We start from the raw sequence: 18,080 nt of genomic DNA on the forward strand, positions 1-18,080 counted from the left end.
CCGCTTTACGCCAGCCCTTTTCGCGCCCGCACAACTCGCCTGATGCGCGAAAACACATTCCCGTCTTTCCACTTCATTAAGGGATAGGCGTAACAATGACCGGCATTAAGTACGCCCCTGGGCCCTGAGTATCCATGCCACCCATTTCCAGCGACAAGGCGGCCCTGCACGCCTACGAACCGATACGGATCAGAGAGATCGCCAGCTACAGCCTGGGCGATGCCGGTTTCAACCTGTACTGGGCACCGATGTCCGCTTTCCTGATGATCTATCTCAGCGATGTGGTGGGCCTGACCCTTGTCAGCATTTCCACTCTTCTGATCGCCATGCGCCTGGTCAGCGCCTTTGCTGATCCGGTATTCGGCGCCATCGCCGATCGCACCCGAACGACCTATGGCCGCTATCGCCCCTGGTTCCTGTGGCTCTGTCTGCCCCTGGCAGCTTCCGCCATCATGTTCTTTTCCATCACCAATGCGCCCGCGGAAGCGCGCCTGATTGGCGCCTATGTCGGCCTGATCCTGATGAACCTGATCTATACGGCGGCCAATACCGCCTATAACGCCCTGTCCGGCGTGATCACGCCCGATTCCGCCCAGCGCGAACTGATCATGAGTTCGCGCTTCGGTGCGGCCTTCCTCAGCGCTGTCTTCATTACCTGGATCACGCCAAGGTTCATCGATTGGGCCGGCCGCGGCAATGCGGCACTCGGTTGGCAATTCGTCATGACCATCTATGGCGTCATTGCCGTCGCCATCCTGGTCAACCTGTTCCTGCAAACGCACGAACGCTTTGCCTCCAACGCGCCTCCCAATGCCAACCCGCTGCTTGATGCCGCCGAACTGTTCAGGAACCGTCCGTGGGTAATCCTGTTCGGCCTGGCCGGCGTGGTGATGGCCGCTTCCATGCTGCGCACGTCGATATCGCCCTATTTCATGAAAACCTATGCCGGCCGTCCCGACCTGGTCGTCAGCTTCCTGATGACCTTTACCCTGGGTCTGGCTGCGGGTTCCGTCGGCGTGGCCTTCGTGACCCGCCTGATATCACGCCAGGCATCGATCGCCCTTATGCTGGGTCTTATTGCCCTGTCGGGGCTGGGCCTCTATCTCTGCGGACCGCACCAGATTCTCCTGATGTTTGCCCTGCAGGCGGTCAGCGGCGCCGCCTTTGGCTTCATCGGCACCCTGACCTTCGCCATGTATGCCGATACGGCTGATTTCAATGCCTGGAAAACCGGGCACCGCGCCACGGCCATGACCTATTCGATGATCATGTTCTCGAAAAAGGTCGGGGCGGCGGGCGCCGCCGCCTTTATCGGCTGGGCACTGGCGGGCTATGCCGCCAACCTGCCAGTCTCGCCACTTATACTGGACAATATTCGCCTGCTCATGGGGCTGGCCCCCGCCATTCTGGCCCTGGTCGGCATCGGCATTATCGCCCTGTATGACCTGACGCCGGAAAAGGTCGTCAAGCTTCAGGCGCAATTGCTGGGCGGCCTTGGCCGGTCAGAATCTAGCCAGCTTCCTTGACCAGGCCTTCGAGCCCGCAGTCACGCACCTTGCGGTAAAGCGTCGAACGGCCGATGCCCAGACGACGCGCCACTTCCGACATATGGCCGGCATAGACGCCGATGGCGTGCTCGATCAGGTCGCGTTCGATATCTTCCAGCTTGCGCAGGTGACCGGCCTCATCAAGGATGCGTACCGGCGCATCATGCAGCGCGTCCTGGTCATCGGGCATATGTACGACCGTGGAGAGCGTCATTGGCTCCATGACGGGCATGGGCGCCACCTGGCCGCTGATCGCCGGGAAGTCGAAGGCCTGCAGATGCGGACTGTCAGCCAGGACAATGGCGCGATAGACGGTATTTTCAAGCTGGCGGACATTGCCCGGCCAGTCATAGGCGCACAAAAGCTGCATGGCCTCAGCGGATACGCCGCTGATGCGCTTGCCTTCTTCCACGTTAAAGCGGCGGATGAAGTGATCGATCAGTGCCGGAATATCGTCACGACGTTCACGTAAAGAGGGCGCTTCGATCGGGAAGACATTGAGACGATAGAACAAATCCTCGCGGAAGGCACCTGCCTTGACCTGGTCGGCCAGGTTGCGGTTGGTCGCCGAAATGATGCGGACATCGACCTTGACCGGCCGCTTGGAGCCGACCGGATCGATCTCGCCTTCCTGCAGGGCACGCAGCAGCTTGACCTGCATGTCGAGTGGCAATTCGCCGACCTCATCGAGGAACAGGGTGCCGCCATTGGCTTCCTGGAACTTGCCGAGATGCTTGTCCGAAGCGCCCGTGAAAGAACCCTTTTCGTGGCCGAACAGGATGGATTCAACCAGGTTTTCCGGCAAGGCGCCGCAGTTAACCGCCACGAACGGCTTGCCGGCACGCTCACTTGAGCCCTGGATGGCGCGGGCGATCAGTTCCTTGCCGACGCCGCTTTCACCAAGGATCAGCACGGGAATGGACGATTTAGCGGCGCGTTCGCCCAGGCGACGCACCAGCGCCATCGGACCGGACGTGCCGATCAGGTCATCAAAGGAAATACGGTTGGCCGTATGCTTTTTCAGGCGCGCCACCTCGGCGACCATATCGCCCATTTGCAGCGCATTGCGCACGCTGACCAGAATGCGTTCGGGAGAGGCCGGTTTGATGAAAAAGTCCTGGGCCCCGGCCTGCATGGCCTTGACCACGGTATCGATGCCGCCGGAAGCGGTCAGCACAACCACCGGCGTGCGGATGCCGGCGGCGCGGATTTCCTTGAGGGTATCGATGCCGGACTGGCCGGGCATGACCAGATCGAGAATAACCGCGTCGATACCGGAATTCTGCGACAGGCGCTCATAGGCTTGCGCGCCGTTTTCCGCATGAAGCACCGAGAATCCTTCGCGCTCCAGGACCGCCTGTATCAGGCGGCGCTGCGTCGGATCATCGTCACAGATCAGGATCGTTTTCGCCATATCAATATCCACCATCGTTCTGATTGGGCTGTGCCGGCATTTCCGGACACGGCTTATTTTGGGACAAACCTACCCCTCCCAGGTGAAAATCAGGTGTAGACCTATAGTTAATGTCCCGTTTTCGCACCGCCCTGTTCTCTTCCCTGCATGGCGCTTCTTAGAAATTGCGCGAGCCCCCTCGATTTTTCCTGGCTTTATCGCTATGTCCCATCCCATGAACACACATGCCCCCCTCGCCGCTGATACCCTCCCAATCTGGGATCTGTCTGACCTTTATTCAGGACCGGAAGATCCTAAAATCGCTGAAGATTTCGCGCGAGGGGAGAAAAGCGTCAGGGAACTGGCGAAGCTTCAGGGGCAGTTCGTTTCGGCGCGTGCCAATCCGGAACGCCTCGGCCTGCTGATCGATCAGGCTGCCGGCCTGTATGAGAAGGCGATGGACGACATGGGCGGCGCCCTGGCCTATGCGACGCTGGCCTCCACCATTGACCGCGAGAATGCCCGCATCGCCAAGATGCAGTCCGATCTCGGCACCCAGGCCGCGATGATCTCGGCGGACAGTCTGTTCCTGTCGCTGGAACTTAATCAGCTCGAAGACTGGGAAATCGAGAACGCGCTGAAAGCGACCCCCAAGGCCCAGCGCTGGCGGCCGTGGCTGCGTCGTATACGCGCCAGCCGCCCACACGAACTGACGCCCGATCTCGAACGCCTGATGCTGGAGCGGATGCCGGCGGTGGGGCAGTGGACGCGCCTGTTCGATGAAACCCTGACTCGCCTGCGGGCCAAGGTCGGAAAAGAAAGCCTCACGCTCAATGAAGCCCTCACGCGCCTGTCGGCCCCACAAGCCCCTGTGCGCAAGGCCGCGGCGCAAGCCTTAAGCGTGGCTCTGAAAGAAAACGCGCCTGTGCTGGCGCTGGCGCTCAATACCCTGGCCTTTGAAAAGCAGGTTGAAGACCGTTGGCGCAAGTACGAAGATCCGGCCGCCTCGCGCCACCTGGCTAATGAGGTAGACAAGGACGCGGTTGACGCCATGGCAGAGGCCGTATCGGAATCCTATGTCAACCTGTCGCACCGCTATTATAAGATTAAGGCTAAGGTGCTTGGCAAAAAACAGCTCGACTACTGGGACCGCAATGCGCCCCTCACCCAGGATGTGCAAAAACTCTACACCTGGGCCGAAGCGAAAAAGATTGTGCTAGACAGCTTCGCCCAGATGGGTCCGGAATTCGCCGAACGCGCCGAGCGTTTCTTCGATCAACCGTGGATCGACGCCGCCCCGCGCCCCGGAAAATCCTCCGGGGCCTACGCTCATCCGGTGACCGCCAACCGCCATCCCTACGTCATGCTGAACTTCACCGGCGACCGCCGTGAAGTCCTGACCCCCGCACACGAACTGGGCCACGCCGTCCACCAGACCCTGTGCCAGCCGCTCGGCTCCATATTGGCCGACACGCCCCTGACCCTGGCCGAGACGGCCTCCATCTTCGCCGAGGGACTGGTGTTCGAGCATCTGGTCGCCACGGCCTCGCTGGAAGAAAAGAAGGCACTTCTGGCCGGCAAGATCGAGGACGGTCTCAACTCGGTCATCCGCCAGATCGCCTTCCACCGCTTTGAAGAGAAATTCCACGCCGCCCGTTTGGAGGGTGAAGTCGCGCTCGACCAGATCAACGCCCTGTGGTTGGAAGTCATGGGCGAATCCCCGGGGCCGGCCATCAGGCTGAATGACGGCTATGAGGTATACTGGGCCTATGTCAGCCACTTCGTCCATTCGCCCTTTTATGTTTATGCCTATGCCTTTGGCGACCTGCTGGTCTCGGCTCTGATGGAAAAGCGCCGCGAGAACCCCGCCGCCTTCACGCCGCTTTACCGCGAATTGCTGGCTGGCGGCGGCACGAAAACCTATGTCGAGGCCCTGGCGCCCTTCGGCATGAACCCGCGCGAGAAAAGCTTCTGGAAAATGGGCTGCGCCCGTCTGGAAGGCTTGATCGAAGCTTTCGAGGCATTAGTGTAAATGGATGACAAGACCTTCCAGACAAAAATGAAAATTGCCTGGAAGGGCTGATCGAAGCTTTCGAAGCCCTGGTTTAAGCGTCATTTCGCCCCATTGACCAAACGGGCGGGCTTTTGTAAGACCGATACAGGAAACACTGTTTGCAGGGACACATCACCTGCCCGTTAAAGGATATGAGCATGGCCGACCATCACGACGATTCCGATTACGTACACGGCCATATGGATGTCCATCAGCAACAGCACTCTTATGAACTATTCGCCAGCCTGACCAAGTGGGTCAGCCTGCACCTCGCTGTCGTGCTGGTTTTCCTCGTCATTCTCACCTGCACCCAGATGGGCTGGCTGACCGCTCTGATCGCCGCTATCGTTGTGGCTGCTCTTGGCTGGTTCATGCTGAAAAAGAAACCTGACGCGGCCCATTAGGATGCGAGGGTGTCATGATCAACCTGACACCCAAGCAGGAAGCTTACTTTGAGGCCCTTACCGCCAGCCTTGAACGCGACACGGGAAAGTCTCTGGCATCGTGGATAGATCTCGTCCGCGACGAATGCCCCGAAGCAACAAGACAGGGCCGCGCACTCTGGCTTAAAGCCCACCACGGCCTGAGCCAGACGCGCATCCGTCAGATCCTCAATGAATTCCTGCCCCCCGACGCCGGCTGGACCAATCCCGAAGCCCTGCGCACCGCCCTTTGGAAAACGCCGGCTTCCCTCGCCCTGCTGACCGCTTTCGAATCGCTGATCGCACATTTGCCGGATGTCGTGCCGACGCAGAGGAAAGGCTACAGCGCCTTCAGCCGCGATTACCAGTTCGCCGCCCTGAAGCCCGTAAAAGGCGGGGTCCGCATCGGCCTGGCCCTGCCGGTGGAGAGCGATTCGCGCCTAGTGCCGGCACACCGGGAAAAGTGGTCCGAACGTTTGCAGTCAAGCCTTATCGTGACATCGACTACCGCCATTTCCCGCCTAATGCCGCTTGTGAAGCGCGCGCACAAGAATTCATGACACCGGTGGCAATTTAGTGTAGGTAACGATTAGCACGATCAGAAATCGCGTAACGAGGCTTTGACTCGACGGTCGTTTGACCCTAACAAACAGAGTAACGAAGTTACGATTTCAGGTCGCAACCTATACAATTACGCAGTCGTTCAGAGGGAAACACAGTGGGCCTAACCCTTGCCGTCACCACAGAACAAACCGCCGGGGAAACCCGCGTCGCCGCCACGCCGGATACGGTGAAAAAATGGACCGCTGCCGGCCTGACCGTCAATGTCCAGTCTGGGGCGGGTCTCGGCGCCTCGATCACTGACGACGCCTATACGGCGGCCGGCGCCACGATCGTCAAGACGGCAAAGGATGCGCTCAAGGTGGCCGATATTGTGCTCAAGGTGCGCGGCCCGGCCAAGGACGAGATCGCCGCATTGAAAGCCGGCGCCATCGTCGTCGCTACGCTCGATCCCTACCGCGAAACCGAAACGCTGAACGCCCTGGCCGCCAAGGGCACCTCCGCCTATGCCATGGAATTTGTGCCGCGCATCACGCGCGCACAGGTTATGGACGTGTTGTCGTCCCAGGCTAATCTCGCCGGCTATCGCGCCGTCATCGAAGCCGCCAATGCCTATGGCAAGGCGTTCCCGATGATGATGACCGCCGCCGGCACGGTGGCGCCTGCAAAAGCCTTCATCATGGGCGTCGGGGTCGCCGGTTTGCAGGCCATCGCCACGGCTCGCCGTCTGGGCGCGGTGGTCACCGCCACGGATGTCCGGCCCGCTACCAAGGAACAGGTGGAATCCCTGGGCGCCAAGTTCCCGGCCGTCGAAGACGAAGAGTTCAAAAACGCTCAGACCGCCGGCGGCTATGCCAAGGAAATGTCGGCGGAATACAAGGCCAAACAAGCGGCGCTGACCGCCTCGCACATCGCCAAGCAGGACATCGTCATCACCACGGCGCTGATTCCCGGCCGGCAGGCGCCGATTCTGGTGACCAAGGAGATGGTGGCCAGTATGAAGCCAGGCTCCGTGCTGATCGATCTTGCCGCGCCTCAGGGCGGCAATGTCGAGGGCTGCGTCGCCGACAAGGTGGTGGATGTGAATGGCGTCAGGATCATCGGTTTCTCCAACATCGTCGCCAGCATTGCCGCCGATGCCTCGGCGCTCTATGCCAAGAACCTGCAAGCCTTTGTCGGCCTGCTGATCGACAAGGACGGCAATCTCGCGCCAGACGGCGAAGACGAAATCCTCAAGGCCGCTCTGGTTACGTCCGGCGGCGCCATCGTCCACCCCAATCTGAAGGGCGCCTGATGGCCATAGATTATGAACAGCAGGCCGCTGACTGGTATGAGGCGTGGAATTCGCGCGACGCCCAAAATATCTGCGATCTCTATGCCGATGATCTGGTCTTCACCTCGCCTTTCATTCGCAAGCTCGGCCTGTCCGAAGACGGCGCCCTGACCGATATTCAGGCTTTTTATGCTTATGTTTCCAATATGTTGCCGCGCATACCGAACCTTAAATTTGAACCGGTCGCCAATTGCATCGGCGTAAGCGGACATACCCTCGTCTATCGCAACCAGTCGAGCCATATCGTCACCGAGACCTTTGAATATGATGACCAGGGGTTGATCCGCCTGGCAAATGCGGCGTTTTCGACCGCCCCGATCAAGAGGAAAAACTATGGAAGCCGTTGATCCCACCATCTTCCGCCTGGCCATCTTCGTGCTGGCCATTTTTGTCGGCTACTACGTTGTCTGGAGCGTGACACCCGCCCTGCATACACCGCTGATGGCGGTCACCAACGCCATTTCCTCGGTCATCATCGTCGGCGCCCTGATCGCCGCCGCCGCTCATGCCGATGGCGCCGGTATCGGCGTCTGGGTGTCGAAAGGTGCCGGCGGCATCGCCTCTGCCCTGGCCGCGGTCAATATCTTCGGCGGCTTCATGGTCACGCGCCGGATGCTGGCCATGTACAAGAAAAAAAGAAAGAAAGTGGAGGGCAAGTAAATGGATTTCGCCAATATTTCCGCCCTCGCCTATCTTGTTTCGGGCGTCCTGTTCATCCTTGCCCTGCGCGGTCTTTCGTCTCCGGAAACCAGCCGTAAAGGCAATCTCTACGGAATGGTCGGCATGGCTATCGCCATCGGCGTCACCCTGCTGTCGCTGCTTGGCAAGGGCGACCTGGATCCGGTCACCATCGTCATCATCCTGTGCGGCATCGCCGTCGGCGGCATTGTCGGCATGACCATCGCGCAGAAGGTCTCCATGACGTCCATGCCGCAGCTCGTGGCAGCCTTCCACTCGCTCGTCGGCATGGCCGCCTGCATGGTCGCCATCGGCGCACTCTACGCCCCGCAGGCCTTCGGCATCGATGACGGCGCCGGCGGCATCAAGGCGCAATCATTGATCGAACTGTCGCTTGGCGTGGCCATCGGCGCCATCACCTTCACCGGTTCGGTCATCGCGTTTGCCAAGCTCAACGGCAACATGTCCGGCGCCCCGATCATCCTGCCGGCCCGCCATCTGATCAATATTGCGTTCGGCGTTGCTGTCGTAGTGCTGATCGTGACCCTGATTGTCACCCACGGCCTAGCCACCTGGGCCTTCTGGGGCATTTTCATCCGGCTCTCGTGCTCGGCATCACCCTGATCATCCCCATCGGGGGCGCCGACATGCCGGTGGTCGTCTCCATGCTCAACTCCTATTCGGGTTGGGCCGCGGCAGCGCTTGGCTTCACGCTGGAAAACATCGCCCTGATCATCACCGGCGCCCTGGTCGGCTCCTCCGGCGCCATCCTTAGCTACATCATGTGCAAGGGCATGAACCGCAACTTCTTCAGCGTCATCATGGGCGGCTTCGGCGGGGATACCGCGGCGGCCGGCGGCGGAGCGGTCGAAACACGCCCGGTCAAACAGGGTTCGGCCGACGATGCCGCCTTCATCATGAAGAACGCTTCCAAGGTCATCATCGTCCCCGGCTACGGTATGGCGGTGGCCCAGGCCCAGCACGCCTTGCGCGAAATGGCCGACAAGCTGAAGGAAGAAGGCGTGGAAGTGAAATACGCCATCCACCCGGTCGCCGGACGGATGCCGGGCCACATGAACGTCCTGCTGGCCGAAGCCAATGTGCCTTATGATGAGGTGTTTGAACTGGAGGACATTAACAGCGAGTTTGCGACCGCTGATGTGGCCTTCGTCATCGGCGCCAATGACGTCACCAATCCGGCGGCCAAGACTGATCCCTCCTCGGCCATCTTCGGAATGCCGATTCTGGAAGTGGAGAAGGCGCGCACGATCCTCTTCATCAAGCGCGGCATGTCGGCGGGCTATGCCGGCGTCGAAAACGAGCTGTTCTTCAAGGACAATACCATGATGCTCTTTGGCGACGCCAAGAAGATGGTCGAAGGGATAGTGAAGGGGCTTTAAGAAGAGCCCCCTCGCTCCCTGAATGACCAGCGCCTCTTCGTCATCCGGCAGAGAGGCGTTTCCATTCAGATACGGTTCAGCCTTAATTTTTTACAATGCCGTCCGTTATGATAGGTTCATAACAAAACTGTAGTGATGGTGATTATGTTGAAGCTGATGAAATCCGTGTCGAAATCTTCTGCCGCATTGCTGGCCCTTGGCCTCCTGAGCGCCCCTGGCCTCGCCTGTTCTGGCGCAGACCACGACCAATGGAATCACGACGCAGGAAGCCTCCGCCTCGGATGCCTTTCCGGGCCTCAAAGGTTTCCTCAACCTGCCGGCGGCCGATCGCAGCCAGATCAATGTCTATTATGCCGTGCGCATCAAACACGCCGATCCCGCTGCGGTAAAAATCATCATGATGCATAACGGCCAGAGCCAGCCGCTGCACGTCGGCCCTGATGGCCGCATCACGCCTTTGCCGACCCGCGACCAGTTGAATGGCGGCGCCAAAATAAGGATCAGCGGTCCCGCCAGCGGCAGCTATGCCATGAAGCTGCACGTCTTCTCACCCCAGCCGAATGGAAAAACCTATGATGCCGCCGGACTCGCCACCGGCGTCAGACAGGCCAATTCGGCCATGGGCAAGATCGCCGGTGCCCTGGCCCTGATGCTGCCCAAGCTCGATCGTGTCTATTTTGTCGGCGGTGGCAATGGTGAGGCGGAATTCGCGGGCGGCCAGAAGAAGGCCCTGCCAAGGACGACCTCAGCCGGCGAATATCCGGCTGGCACGCCCTATTTCGTGCCGGGGCAGATGAACGGCGCCACCCGCCTGACTTTCAGCAATGCGGTCATCCTGGCGCATTACGACAATCCGCCAAAGTAAGATTGATCGCCGGAGCGTGTTAAATCTCGGCCTGCTGTGAGGATTTAACCGCCTTCTGCGCCGTCATATACATCCCCAGCCAGCCACTGGCAAAAGCGCATATCCCTACGATAATCGGGCACAGGATGAACAGGGTCGTCGTGTTCGGCAGGTGCAAGAGGTCGATCCAGAAATAGGCCGTCAGCAGTATTCCCGTCAGCCAGGCAGGAAACTGCCCGACCTTGCCAAGCAGGGTGGCGAAATAACCGCCGACCAGCGCACCCACAGCCCAGGTCATCGGGATAATGATAAAGACCTGTCCGGCCACCGTTTTCATCAGTTCGGCCTTCTGCTCGGCATCGACCATGTAGATGCCCGGCGGAAACGGAAAGAGCTGATCGAGCACATATTTGGCGATCGTATAGACCAGCATACCCAGAAGCAGGCCAGACAGCACGACCAGGACGACGACAAGCGTCTGGCGCGTCTTGCCATCATCCCACTCGCTGATCCAGTCCTGAAAGCGACCGGTGAACGACGATTTGGCCATAATGGATACCCCTCATCCCTGTTACAAGACACATTGATGTCCCGATCAGGCCATCCGGTCAATGCCTTATTATTAACACAATCCGGACGGGCCTGACAAATGCCGGTTTAGAGACTTCAGCCGCCGGCCACCGGACGCGGCTTCCCGTTGTCATCAATGGCCACGAAGGTGAAAATCGCTTCGGTCACGCGCACCTTGTCCTCGCCCTCGCGTGGCCGGCGATAGGCGTCAACCTTCATCTTCATCGAGGTCCGGCCAACCGATATGACCTTGGCATAGACCGTGACCTCGTCCCCCACCTGCACTGGCGTCAGAAAAACCATGCCATCGACCGCGATCGTGGCAACACGCCCCTTTGACAGGCGCGCGGCGATATTGCCGGCCGCGAGGTCCATCTGCGACATCAGCCAGCCGCCGAAGATATCACCCGACGGATTGGTATCGGCCGGCATGGCGGTGGTCAGTATGCCGAGGTCTGCCGGGTCGGGCTGTTCGGAATGATCGTGGGGGCTGTTGGCCATGAAAATATCTCCTGCGGCACAGGCAGCAAAAAGCGCTGAAAGCCGGGCCTTCAGCGCTTTAAAACATTATGCCTGTCCGTTCAAAGCTCTAAACGGACAAATAAACTAGGCGCGGACCGGACGCGGCGTGGCGGGGGCACCGCCTTCACGTTGCAGGCGCTTGCGGGCCAGCTTGCGGGCGCGGCGAACGGCTTCTGCCTGCTGGCGGGCGCGCTTTTCGGAGGGCTTTTCGTAATGTACGTGACGCTTCATTTCGCGGAAGGAACCTTCGCGCTGCATCTTCTTCTTCAGGGCCTTCAGGGCCTGGTCGACATTGTTGTCACGGACGAAAATCTGTACCAAAAGGTATCTCTCCATTCAGGGTTCGAGGGCCAGTGAGGACATGCGCCAGATATTCCGGCAGCGGCCCCTCGGCCAATTGTGAAAAAGAAACTTACGCCCGCAAACCAGAGGCGTGCAGGAAGATCGGCCTTGCCCATACATGAGGCGAACTGCCTTGTCCAGACAAAGCCCGCTTCAAAAGGGGTTTTTGATCGCTTTTTTGCCGATTTCCTGAGGAACTGCGACCTTTGCGACCTTCGCAGATGCGACATTTTGTTGCCGTCATGACCGACTTCCCCCCTTGGCGGGAAGCCCGGCAACGCCTATTGTAACAACATGACCCTATCCGCGCCTCTTTCCGGTCTCAAGGCCGCCAGATCCCGTCTGGCAAAGGCCGTGGCCGCCTTTGTGCCCGAACTCGGCCTGAACCGCCAGAGCGTGGAAGCCGGGGCGCGCAGCTTAGGCATCAGCGAAGGCGAGCGCGACCTGATCGCCCCGCACGGCGCCGCCGATATCGCCGCCATCCTTTGGCGCGATCATGATGAGGTTTTGCTTCACCCGGAAATGGCCGAATCGCTGGCCGGCATGAAAATTCGTGAAAAGATTGGATATCTGCTCAATCTGCGTCTTGACGAGGCCGCGAAGGACGAAAAACTGGCCCGACGCCTGATGGGCTATTTCGCCCTGCCCCTTCATGCCGCGCTCTATCATCGCCTGCTATGGCAGACCGCCGATATTATCTGGCGCCTGGCCGGCGACACGGCGCTGGACGAAAACCACTACTCCAAACGCATGATCGTTTCCGGCATTATCACCACCGCCATGATGACCCGCCTGTCGCGCGGCCGGGAAGCCCAAATCGAACAGATCGACCGCAATATCGAGCAGGTCATGCAGTTTGAAAAGTTCAAGGCAAAGCTGCCGGTCAAGCCGGAAGACCTGGTCCTGAACCTGGCCAAAACGCTCGGGCGCCTGCGTTTCGGCCAGCCGGCAAGCGTCACATGACAGCCTTGCGCGCCCTGCTCGCCTGTGTCTGGCTGCTGTTCTCTCTGACGGCAACCATCGCACCGCCGGCAACGGCCAAAGACATGCCCAGCGACATGTCGTGCCATATGGATCATATGGAAATGACCGGCAAGCCGGCACCGCGTCATAAGCCGGATACGCCTGCGGCGCCGCAAACCGTCATGCCCTGTTGCAGCCAGCCTGTGCTCGCCGCGGATGCCGAACCGGTTGCGCTTCTCTCGCGCCCCTGTGAACCGGCCCGGTTGACACCCGCTATTGCCCGGCCGCTCGCCAACCTGCCTGCCCGTCTGGAGCCGCGTCCGCCGAAAATCGTTTGATGGAATAACCCTTTCCCATCAAATATTTTCAGGAGACAGCTTATGTCTTATCTAAAGTCGACAACCGCCCTGGCGGTGCTTTTTGCGTTGTCCGCCGCGTCAGCTTACGCCCAAAATACAACTAAAATGAACATGTCCACCATGGATATGCCGGCACAAACCGCCGAGCCTGATCATGGGGCAGACCACACACAGGATCAGAAGCCCCCCGCCACCTCGCCCCAAACCATGGACCATGACATGTCCGGCATGGATATGTCTGGCATGGATATGTCTGGCATGGATATGTCGCATATGGACCATATGAACATGTCCGGTTCGGGCTCCGGCTGGCAGGTCATGTCACATGCCGTGCTGAACTTTGTGTCCGACAATCAGGAAGGCCCGCGCGGCGAATCGAAAAACTTCGCCGAAGGCATGGTCATGATCATGGCGTCCCGCAAACTCGACGACCGCAATGACCTTGATCTCAATCTGATGCTGTCGCCCGATGCCTTCATGGGCAAAGGCGGCTATCCCTTGCTGCTGCAAACCGGCGAAACCGCCGATGGCGTGCATCATCTGGTCGATGCCCAGCACCCGCACGACCTCTTCATGGGGGCTACCGCCAAACTGACGCACCGCTTCGATGGCGACACCAAAGCCTTCGTCCTCATCGGCTGGCCGGGTGAATTTGGCTTCGGTCCGACCGCCTTCATGCACCGTGCCTCCGGTGAAAACTTCCCGACCGCGCCGATCACCCATCACTGGCTCGATTCCGGCCACATCACCATGGGCGTGGTCACCGCCGGCCTCGCCAGGGCCCGCTTCAGCTTGAGGTGACGCAGTTTACCGGCCGCGAACCGGATCAGTACCGCTTCAACCTCGATACCCCGAAGCTGGATTCCACGGCCATTCGCCTCACCTGGCAGATCAATGACAGCCTGTCAGCGCAAGCCTCCTGGGCCCATCAGGTCAGCCCCGAGCAACTCGCGCCGGATGAAGACCTGCAACGGCGATCGGTGAGCTTCGATTACACTCACGCCTTCAAGGCCGGAACGCTTTATTCGACCCTGGCCTGGGGCCGGAAGGAGATCGACCACGGGCATTCCAGTTGCACTACCGCTCCGCTGCTTGAGTGCGGGAAAAAGCCTTCCGACGGATATCTGTTCGAGAACACCTTCAGGTTCAACGATAAATGGATGGCATTGGGCCGTTATGAGCGCGTCTATAATGACGAACTGGTCCATGACGGCGCTTACTGGGTGGCTAAGACCGAGATCGGCGCCATCCGTACCTTCGACCTGGGACACGACATGACGCTCGGCCTGGGGCTTGTCCGCCAATTCAATACTGTGCCGGATACCTTGAAACCGGTCTATGGCGATCATCCCAACGGTACGGTCGGCTTCCTGCAGCTCAAGATCCACCCGATGTCTGGCTCAATGACTGGCCCAATGACTGGCATGAAGATGTAACGAAAAACCCCGCCGGAGATGTCTCCGGCGGGGCTTGATTATCGCGGCTGGTCAGGCTCAGGCGGTCAGTTCGGCCTTTGCCTTGAGACCTTCCAGGCCCGGCGCGGTCGAGGTGATATTGACCTCGGAAATGACATATTCCGAGACGCCGTTGGTATGAAACGGATCGCGGCGCAGCATGGCCTCGACCACTTCACGGTCGCCCTCCGCCAGGATCATGCCGCCGGTGCGCGGTACGCGGCGGCCAGCGGCCAGAAACAGGCCGTTGGCATAGCCTTCCTTGAGCCACGCCATATGGGCTTCGAGATGGCGGTCAACTTCATCATTGGGGACCGTATAGGTCAGGGTGACAATAAACATGGTAATTCCTTTAGCTGGGGAGAGCCTTGCAAAGAGATTGGCGGACCGGACGATCAAATGTCAATTCGCAACTGCAAAAAGTGTGCCTGGCGCGACTAAGCCTTGATGCGGTTGATATGTCCCATTTTGCGTCCGGGGCGGGGCTCGTCCTTGCCATAGACATAGAGGCGTGACTGCGGTTCGGCGGCCAGGGTCGGCCAGTCGAGTATATCCGGCCCCAGCAGATTGGTCATTTCAACCGTGCAGCGGGCTGTGGTATCGCCCAGTGGCCAGCCGACCACGGCGCGGATATGCTGCTCGAACTGGTCGCACAGGCAGCCATCCTGGGTCCAGTGACCGGAATTATGCACGCGCGGCGCAATCTCATTGAGCAGCAATTCATCACCCGGCAGAACAAACAGTTCCACCGCCAGGACGCCGACATAGTCAAGTCCCTCCAGCACCTTGCGGGCAATCTCATGCGCCGCAGCGGTCACGGCATCGGAGACCTGCGCTGGCGCCAGGGTGGTCGAGAGGATGCCGCCGACATGGTGGTTTTCGCCGATCGGGAAGGTCTTGATCTCGCCGTTCCAGCCGCGTGCCGCCACCACCGAAATCTCGCGCGTAAAGCTGGCCTTTGATTCAAGGATCGACGGACGGCCATTCAGGCTGTCATAGGCAGCGGGCGCCTCTTCCAGGCTTTTGATCCACACCTGCCCCTTGCCGTCATAGCCTTCGCGGCGCGTTTTCAGAAGGGCCGGCAAACCGGATTTGGCTAGCGCGTCCTGCAGCTCCTCCAGGCTGTTGATTTCATAGAAATCGACAGTGCCGATTCCGGCTTCACGCGCGAAGCTCTTTTCCAGCACGCGGTCCTGGGTGATGCGCAGCGCCTTGGAGGACGGCGCCACAACGGCGCCCCTGCCGGTCAGGAAATCAAGACTGGCGGCGGGAACATTTTCGAACTCGAAGGTGATGACATCGCAACTTTCGGCCAGACGGGCCAGAACGGCCTCGTCGGTATAGGCCGCCACTTTGGAGGCCAGCGACACCTGGGCGGCGGGTGAGCCGGCATCCGGGCCAAAGGTCACCACCTTGAAACCAAGCCGCGAGGCGGCCTGCGAAAGCATCCGCCCGAGTTGGCCGTCACCGAGAATACCGATCGTGCTGCCAAGCGGCAGAGGTTCTTTTAGCATATCAATCTTCTACTGTATCCGGAACGCTGTCGGTCTGCGCCTGGCGCAGGGCTTCTATGCGCTCAGCCAAAGCCGGATCGTTCAGCGCCAGGATCTGCGCCGCCAGAAGGCCGGCATTCTTCGCGCCCGCCTCGCCGACCGCCAAGGTGCCGACCGGCACGCCCCCCGGCATCTGGACGATGGAGAGCAGCAGATCAATCCCTTTCAGGCCATCGCGCACCGGCACGGGCACACCCAGCACCGGCAGGGTGGTCATGGAGGCGGTCATACCCGGCAGGTGGGCCGCGCCGCCGGCGCCGGCAATGATCACCTTGTAACCCGCCGATTTCGCGCCTGTGGCGAATTCATAAAGCCTTTGCGGCGTCCGGTGCGCCGAGACGACGCGCGACATATAGCTGACGCCCAGTTGATCGAGCGCGGTAGCGGCGGCCTTCATCACGCCCCAGTCGGAACGGGAGCCCATGATGATGGCAACCTGCGGCGTGTCAGCCATGTGAAAGTCCTTGAAAAACGGGGCCTTTGAGAAAGGCGCGGAGTATAGTCAGAAGCGTTCGCACTGCAACCCCCTTCCGCTTGCCTCAAAATCGTTATTTTTGCGCCCGGTTGTTGCCTGGCGTTCCGTGGAAAATGCGGTGTGAATATATGGCCGTTTGCATTGCGCATGACCGGCTTCCGTGCTTTCATAAGACGCTCAAATGACCAGCGCCACCCTCATAAACCTTTCGGGAAGAATGGGCCTGAACTCGCATCACCAGAAGATGGCCGCCCCGCCCGCAACGCCTCCGCAGATGCCGGAGAGCCCTGCGGAGACACCGGCGCGCGCCACCACGGCCTCGATGCAGAGCCTGATTGCCCATTATTTTGAAAGCAATGCCTCGGAAGCGTCGGCGCTTTCCGTCTCTGATGCCGGTTCAGTTTCCGGTTCAGTTTCCGGGCCTCCCCATGCCCTGAGCGCGCCGCACAGCGAAACCCGCCCGAAAAGTCTGGAAATGGCGGCGCCACCTCCTGTAACGGTGCCGCCGGCCTCGCCCTCTTCTCTGGTCGCCCAGCCCGACTGGCCGCCGGCGGCGCGGGCGCTGGTCGATTCGCTGATGCAGGAAAACGCCTCCCTGCGTGAACAGCTTCAGCAGCAGGCCCTGCATCTGCAAAGCGCCCAGGGCCAGGCCGACAGCGATGTCCTGACCCCAACGCTCAATCGCCGCGCCTTCCTGCGCGAAGTGCATCGCGCCATGGCTGATTGCCGGCGCTATGGCGAAGACGCCTGCCTGCTCTATCTGGACATGGATGGCTTCAAGGGCATTAATGACGCCTATGGCCACTCGGCCGGTGATGCGGCCCTGATCTATGTCGCCGAGACCCTCAATGCCAGCGTCCGCGAAGGCGACAGCGTCGGCCGCATCGGCGGCGATGAATTCGCCATCCTGCTGCGCCATGCCGACCTCAAGTCATCACGCATCAAGGCCATGCGGCTTGAGGCCGAACTGATGATGGGCACGTTTGAATATGGCGGTCTCTATCTCAAGACCGGCGGGTCTTTCGGCGTGCGCGCCTATGCCGCCCAAGCCTCGGCCGAAGCCTGGCTAAGCGAAGCGGACGCCGCCATGTTCCTCGTCAAGAAATCGTCGCGCTGATCTTACATCGAGGATGAGGCTGCCGACGACGATGCGGCTTCGGCGCCCGGCAGGGAACTGTCGACCGGTGGCGGTGTGGGGCTTTTATCGGCCATCCACGATGAACATCCCGCCAGCAAAGCAATAAAGGCACTTGCGGAAATTATTCCAACCAGTTGTCTGCGCATGAAAATGCTCCATTAAAAAGGGACCGGACATCACATAGATATCCGGCCGCTTGGCCTTAATAGCTGGAAGAACTGCTAGCGCTCGAAGAGGACGTCACGGTGCCGTCAGGCGAGACGGAACTAGTCGTCGTCTGGGTTGAGGCGCCCACCACGGCGCCATCCTGAGAGGTTACCGTGCTGGTGGTCGTGCTGGTTTCAGAGCCTGACGCACAGGCCACAAGCGTGCTGGCGAGGGCAATAAGGGCGGCGGCGGAAGCAGATTGAATAAAGGTCTTGCGCATGATGAAGTTCCTTCGTTGAGACATCAGGCGGGCGCCCGGTAACCCA

Annotated in this window: 21 protein-coding genes and 1 pseudogene; 14 read left to right on the forward strand and 8 right to left on the reverse strand. The window is 60.0% G+C overall.

The window, feature by feature from the left end; all coding sequences use genetic code 11:
- The first annotated feature begins 134 nt into the window (after positions 1-134).
- Complete coding sequence (locus NVV72_19005) at positions 135-1,526, forward strand: glycoside-pentoside-hexuronide (GPH):cation symporter (protein ID MCR6661299.1); 1,392 nt, start codon at positions 135-137, stop codon at positions 1,524-1,526.
- Here NVV72_19005 and NVV72_19010 read toward each other — a convergent pair.
- Entirely contained in the window at positions 1,510-2,961 is a 1,452-nt protein-coding gene (locus NVV72_19010; GenBank protein MCR6661300.1) for a sigma-54 dependent transcriptional regulator, read from the reverse strand. The two genes, NVV72_19005 and NVV72_19010, sit on opposite strands and share 17 nt — an antisense overlap.
- 214 nt (positions 2,962-3,175) lie before the next feature.
- Here NVV72_19010 and NVV72_19015 point away from each other — a divergent pair, with 214 nt between their 5' ends.
- The 8 genes and pseudogenes from NVV72_19015 (at position 3,176) to NVV72_19050 (ending at position 10,252) form a co-directional block, all read left to right on the forward strand.
- Entirely contained in the window at positions 3,176-4,972 is a 1,797-nt protein-coding gene (locus NVV72_19015) for a M3 family oligoendopeptidase (GenBank protein ID MCR6661301.1), read from the forward strand.
- Between the two features lie 179 nt (positions 4,973-5,151).
- A complete protein-coding gene (locus tag NVV72_19020) occupies positions 5,152-5,397 on the forward strand; it encodes an aa3-type cytochrome c oxidase subunit IV (GenBank protein ID MCR6661302.1) in 246 nt (81 codons plus the stop codon).
- Positions 5,398-5,411: 14 nt separating this feature from the next.
- Positions 5,412-5,975: a DUF4287 domain-containing protein gene (locus NVV72_19025; GenBank protein ID MCR6661303.1), complete on the forward strand. Its 564-nt coding sequence runs from the start codon at positions 5,412-5,414 to the stop codon at positions 5,973-5,975.
- A 158-nt stretch (positions 5,976-6,133) separates the two neighbouring features.
- Positions 6,134-7,270: a Re/Si-specific NAD(P)(+) transhydrogenase subunit alpha gene (locus tag NVV72_19030; GenBank protein MCR6661304.1), complete on the forward strand. Its 1,137-nt coding sequence runs from the start codon at positions 6,134-6,136 to the stop codon at positions 7,268-7,270.
- Positions 7,270-7,656: a nuclear transport factor 2 family protein gene (locus tag NVV72_19035; protein MCR6661305.1), complete on the forward strand. Its 387-nt coding sequence runs from the start codon at positions 7,270-7,272 to the stop codon at positions 7,654-7,656. The genes NVV72_19030 and NVV72_19035 overlap by 1 nt, the downstream gene beginning before the upstream one ends.
- Positions 7,643-7,969 (forward strand): proton-translocating transhydrogenase family protein, encoded by a 327-nt coding sequence (locus NVV72_19040; GenBank protein MCR6661306.1) that lies wholly within the window; start codon positions 7,643-7,645, stop codon positions 7,967-7,969. The genes NVV72_19035 and NVV72_19040 overlap by 14 nt, the downstream gene beginning before the upstream one ends.
- Positions 7,970-9,387 (forward strand): annotated as a pseudogene (locus NVV72_19045) (NAD(P)(+) transhydrogenase (Re/Si-specific) subunit beta). It abuts the gene before it with no gap.
- Between the two features lie 355 nt (positions 9,388-9,742).
- Positions 9,743-10,252 (forward strand): hypothetical protein, encoded by a 510-nt coding sequence (locus NVV72_19050; GenBank protein MCR6661307.1) that lies wholly within the window; start codon positions 9,743-9,745, stop codon positions 10,250-10,252.
- A gap of 19 nt (positions 10,253-10,271) precedes the next feature.
- On the opposite strand, the gene NVV72_19055 is transcribed toward NVV72_19050, so the two are convergent.
- From NVV72_19055 to rpsU, 3 genes are all read right to left on the reverse strand, one after another.
- Entirely contained in the window at positions 10,272-10,781 is a 510-nt protein-coding gene (locus tag NVV72_19055) for a hypothetical protein (GenBank protein MCR6661308.1), read from the reverse strand.
- A 116-nt stretch (positions 10,782-10,897) separates the two neighbouring features.
- Positions 10,898-11,302 carry an acyl-CoA thioesterase gene (locus NVV72_19060; protein MCR6661309.1) on the reverse strand — a complete coding sequence of 135 codons (405 nt, stop codon included), beginning with the start codon at positions 11,300-11,302 and terminating at the stop codon, positions 10,898-10,900.
- A 105-nt stretch (positions 11,303-11,407) separates the two neighbouring features.
- Positions 11,408-11,644, reverse strand: coding sequence for a 30S ribosomal protein S21 (gene rpsU, locus NVV72_19065; GenBank protein MCR6661310.1), 237 nt, complete (start codon positions 11,642-11,644; stop codon positions 11,408-11,410).
- 315 nt (positions 11,645-11,959) lie between these two features.
- Here rpsU and NVV72_19070 point away from each other — a divergent pair, with 315 nt between their 5' ends.
- From NVV72_19070 to NVV72_19085, 4 genes are all read left to right on the forward strand, one after another.
- Positions 11,960-12,628 (forward strand): COQ9 family protein, encoded by a 669-nt coding sequence (locus tag NVV72_19070; GenBank protein MCR6661311.1) that lies wholly within the window; start codon positions 11,960-11,962, stop codon positions 12,626-12,628.
- Positions 12,625-12,966 carry a hypothetical protein gene (locus NVV72_19075; protein ID MCR6661312.1) on the forward strand — a complete coding sequence of 114 codons (342 nt, stop codon included), beginning with the start codon at positions 12,625-12,627 and terminating at the stop codon, positions 12,964-12,966. The genes NVV72_19070 and NVV72_19075 overlap by 4 nt, the downstream gene beginning before the upstream one ends.
- A gap of 132 nt (positions 12,967-13,098) precedes the next feature.
- Complete coding sequence (locus NVV72_19080; protein ID MCR6661313.1) at positions 13,099-13,788, forward strand: hypothetical protein; 690 nt, start codon at positions 13,099-13,101, stop codon at positions 13,786-13,788.
- The gene (locus NVV72_19085; protein MCR6661314.1) at positions 13,785-14,423 is read left to right on the forward strand and encodes a hypothetical protein; all 639 of its coding nucleotides are present in this window, start codon (positions 13,785-13,787) and stop codon (positions 14,421-14,423) included. The genes NVV72_19080 and NVV72_19085 overlap by 4 nt, the downstream gene beginning before the upstream one ends.
- A gap of 57 nt (positions 14,424-14,480) precedes the next feature.
- Here the strand turns inward: NVV72_19085 and NVV72_19090 are convergent, their stop codons facing one another.
- The 3 genes from NVV72_19090 to purE all read right to left on the reverse strand — a co-directional run bounded on the left by NVV72_19090 (position 14,481) and on the right by purE (position 16,448).
- A complete protein-coding gene (locus tag NVV72_19090) occupies positions 14,481-14,783 on the reverse strand; it encodes a YciI family protein (GenBank protein MCR6661315.1) in 303 nt (100 codons plus the stop codon).
- Between the two features lie 95 nt (positions 14,784-14,878).
- Positions 14,879-15,955, reverse strand: coding sequence for a 5-(carboxyamino)imidazole ribonucleotide synthase (locus tag NVV72_19095; GenBank protein ID MCR6661316.1), 1,077 nt, complete (start codon positions 15,953-15,955; stop codon positions 14,879-14,881).
- A gap of 1 nt (position 15,956) precedes the next feature.
- Complete coding sequence (purE, locus tag NVV72_19100; GenBank protein MCR6661317.1) at positions 15,957-16,448, reverse strand: 5-(carboxyamino)imidazole ribonucleotide mutase; 492 nt, start codon at positions 16,446-16,448, stop codon at positions 15,957-15,959.
- A 238-nt stretch (positions 16,449-16,686) separates the two neighbouring features.
- Between purE and NVV72_19105 the strand changes: the two genes are divergently transcribed.
- The gene (locus NVV72_19105; GenBank protein ID MCR6661318.1) at positions 16,687-17,586 is read left to right on the forward strand and encodes a GGDEF domain-containing protein; all 900 of its coding nucleotides are present in this window, start codon (positions 16,687-16,689) and stop codon (positions 17,584-17,586) included.
- A gap of 223 nt (positions 17,587-17,809) precedes the next feature.
- Here NVV72_19105 and NVV72_19110 read toward each other — a convergent pair whose 3' ends face one another.
- Positions 17,810-18,034 (reverse strand): hypothetical protein, encoded by a 225-nt coding sequence (locus tag NVV72_19110; protein MCR6661319.1) that lies wholly within the window; start codon positions 18,032-18,034, stop codon positions 17,810-17,812.
- Positions 18,035-18,080 lie beyond the last annotated feature (46 nt).

The organism is Asticcacaulis sp. (assembly GCA_024707255.1).
Classification (GTDB): Bacteria; Pseudomonadota; Alphaproteobacteria; order Caulobacterales; family Caulobacteraceae; genus Asticcacaulis.

Bases quoted from the DNA above. Each gene is read 5' to 3' on its own strand.
- NVV72_19025 (MCR6661303.1), top strand. From the start codon at position 5,412: ATGATCAACCTGACACCCAAGCAGGAAGCTTACTTTGAGGCCCTTACC.
- NVV72_19105 (MCR6661318.1), top strand. From the start codon at position 16,687: ATGGGCCTGAACTCGCATCACCAGAAGATGGCCGCCCCGCCCGCAACG.
- purE (MCR6661317.1), bottom strand. From the start codon at position 16,448: ATGGCTGACACGCCGCAGGTTGCCATCATCATGGGCTCCCGTTCCGAC.
- NVV72_19070 (MCR6661311.1), top strand. From the start codon at position 11,960: ATGACCCTATCCGCGCCTCTTTCCGGTCTCAAGGCCGCCAGATCCCGT.
- NVV72_19075 (MCR6661312.1), top strand. From the start codon at position 12,625: ATGACAGCCTTGCGCGCCCTGCTCGCCTGTGTCTGGCTGCTGTTCTCT.
- NVV72_19010 (MCR6661300.1), bottom strand. From the start codon at position 2,961: ATGGCGAAAACGATCCTGATCTGTGACGATGATCCGACGCAGCGCCGC.
- NVV72_19040 (MCR6661306.1), top strand. From the start codon at position 7,643: ATGGAAGCCGTTGATCCCACCATCTTCCGCCTGGCCATCTTCGTGCTG.
- NVV72_19095 (MCR6661316.1), bottom strand. From the start codon at position 15,955: ATGCTAAAAGAACCTCTGCCGCTTGGCAGCACGATCGGTATTCTCGGT.
- NVV72_19020 (MCR6661302.1), top strand. From the start codon at position 5,152: ATGGCCGACCATCACGACGATTCCGATTACGTACACGGCCATATGGAT.
- NVV72_19060 (MCR6661309.1), bottom strand. From the start codon at position 11,302: ATGGCCAACAGCCCCCACGATCATTCCGAACAGCCCGACCCGGCAGAC.
- NVV72_19110 (MCR6661319.1), bottom strand. From the start codon at position 18,034: ATGCGCAAGACCTTTATTCAATCTGCTTCCGCCGCCGCCCTTATTGCC.
- NVV72_19015 (MCR6661301.1), top strand. From the start codon at position 3,176: ATGAACACACATGCCCCCCTCGCCGCTGATACCCTCCCAATCTGGGAT.
- NVV72_19080 (MCR6661313.1), top strand. From the start codon at position 13,099: ATGTCCACCATGGATATGCCGGCACAAACCGCCGAGCCTGATCATGGG.
- NVV72_19005 (MCR6661299.1), top strand. From the start codon at position 135: ATGCCACCCATTTCCAGCGACAAGGCGGCCCTGCACGCCTACGAACCG.
- NVV72_19035 (MCR6661305.1), top strand. From the start codon at position 7,270: ATGGCCATAGATTATGAACAGCAGGCCGCTGACTGGTATGAGGCGTGG.
- NVV72_19055 (MCR6661308.1), bottom strand. From the start codon at position 10,781: ATGGCCAAATCGTCGTTCACCGGTCGCTTTCAGGACTGGATCAGCGAG.
- NVV72_19090 (MCR6661315.1), bottom strand. From the start codon at position 14,783: ATGTTTATTGTCACCCTGACCTATACGGTCCCCAATGATGAAGTTGAC.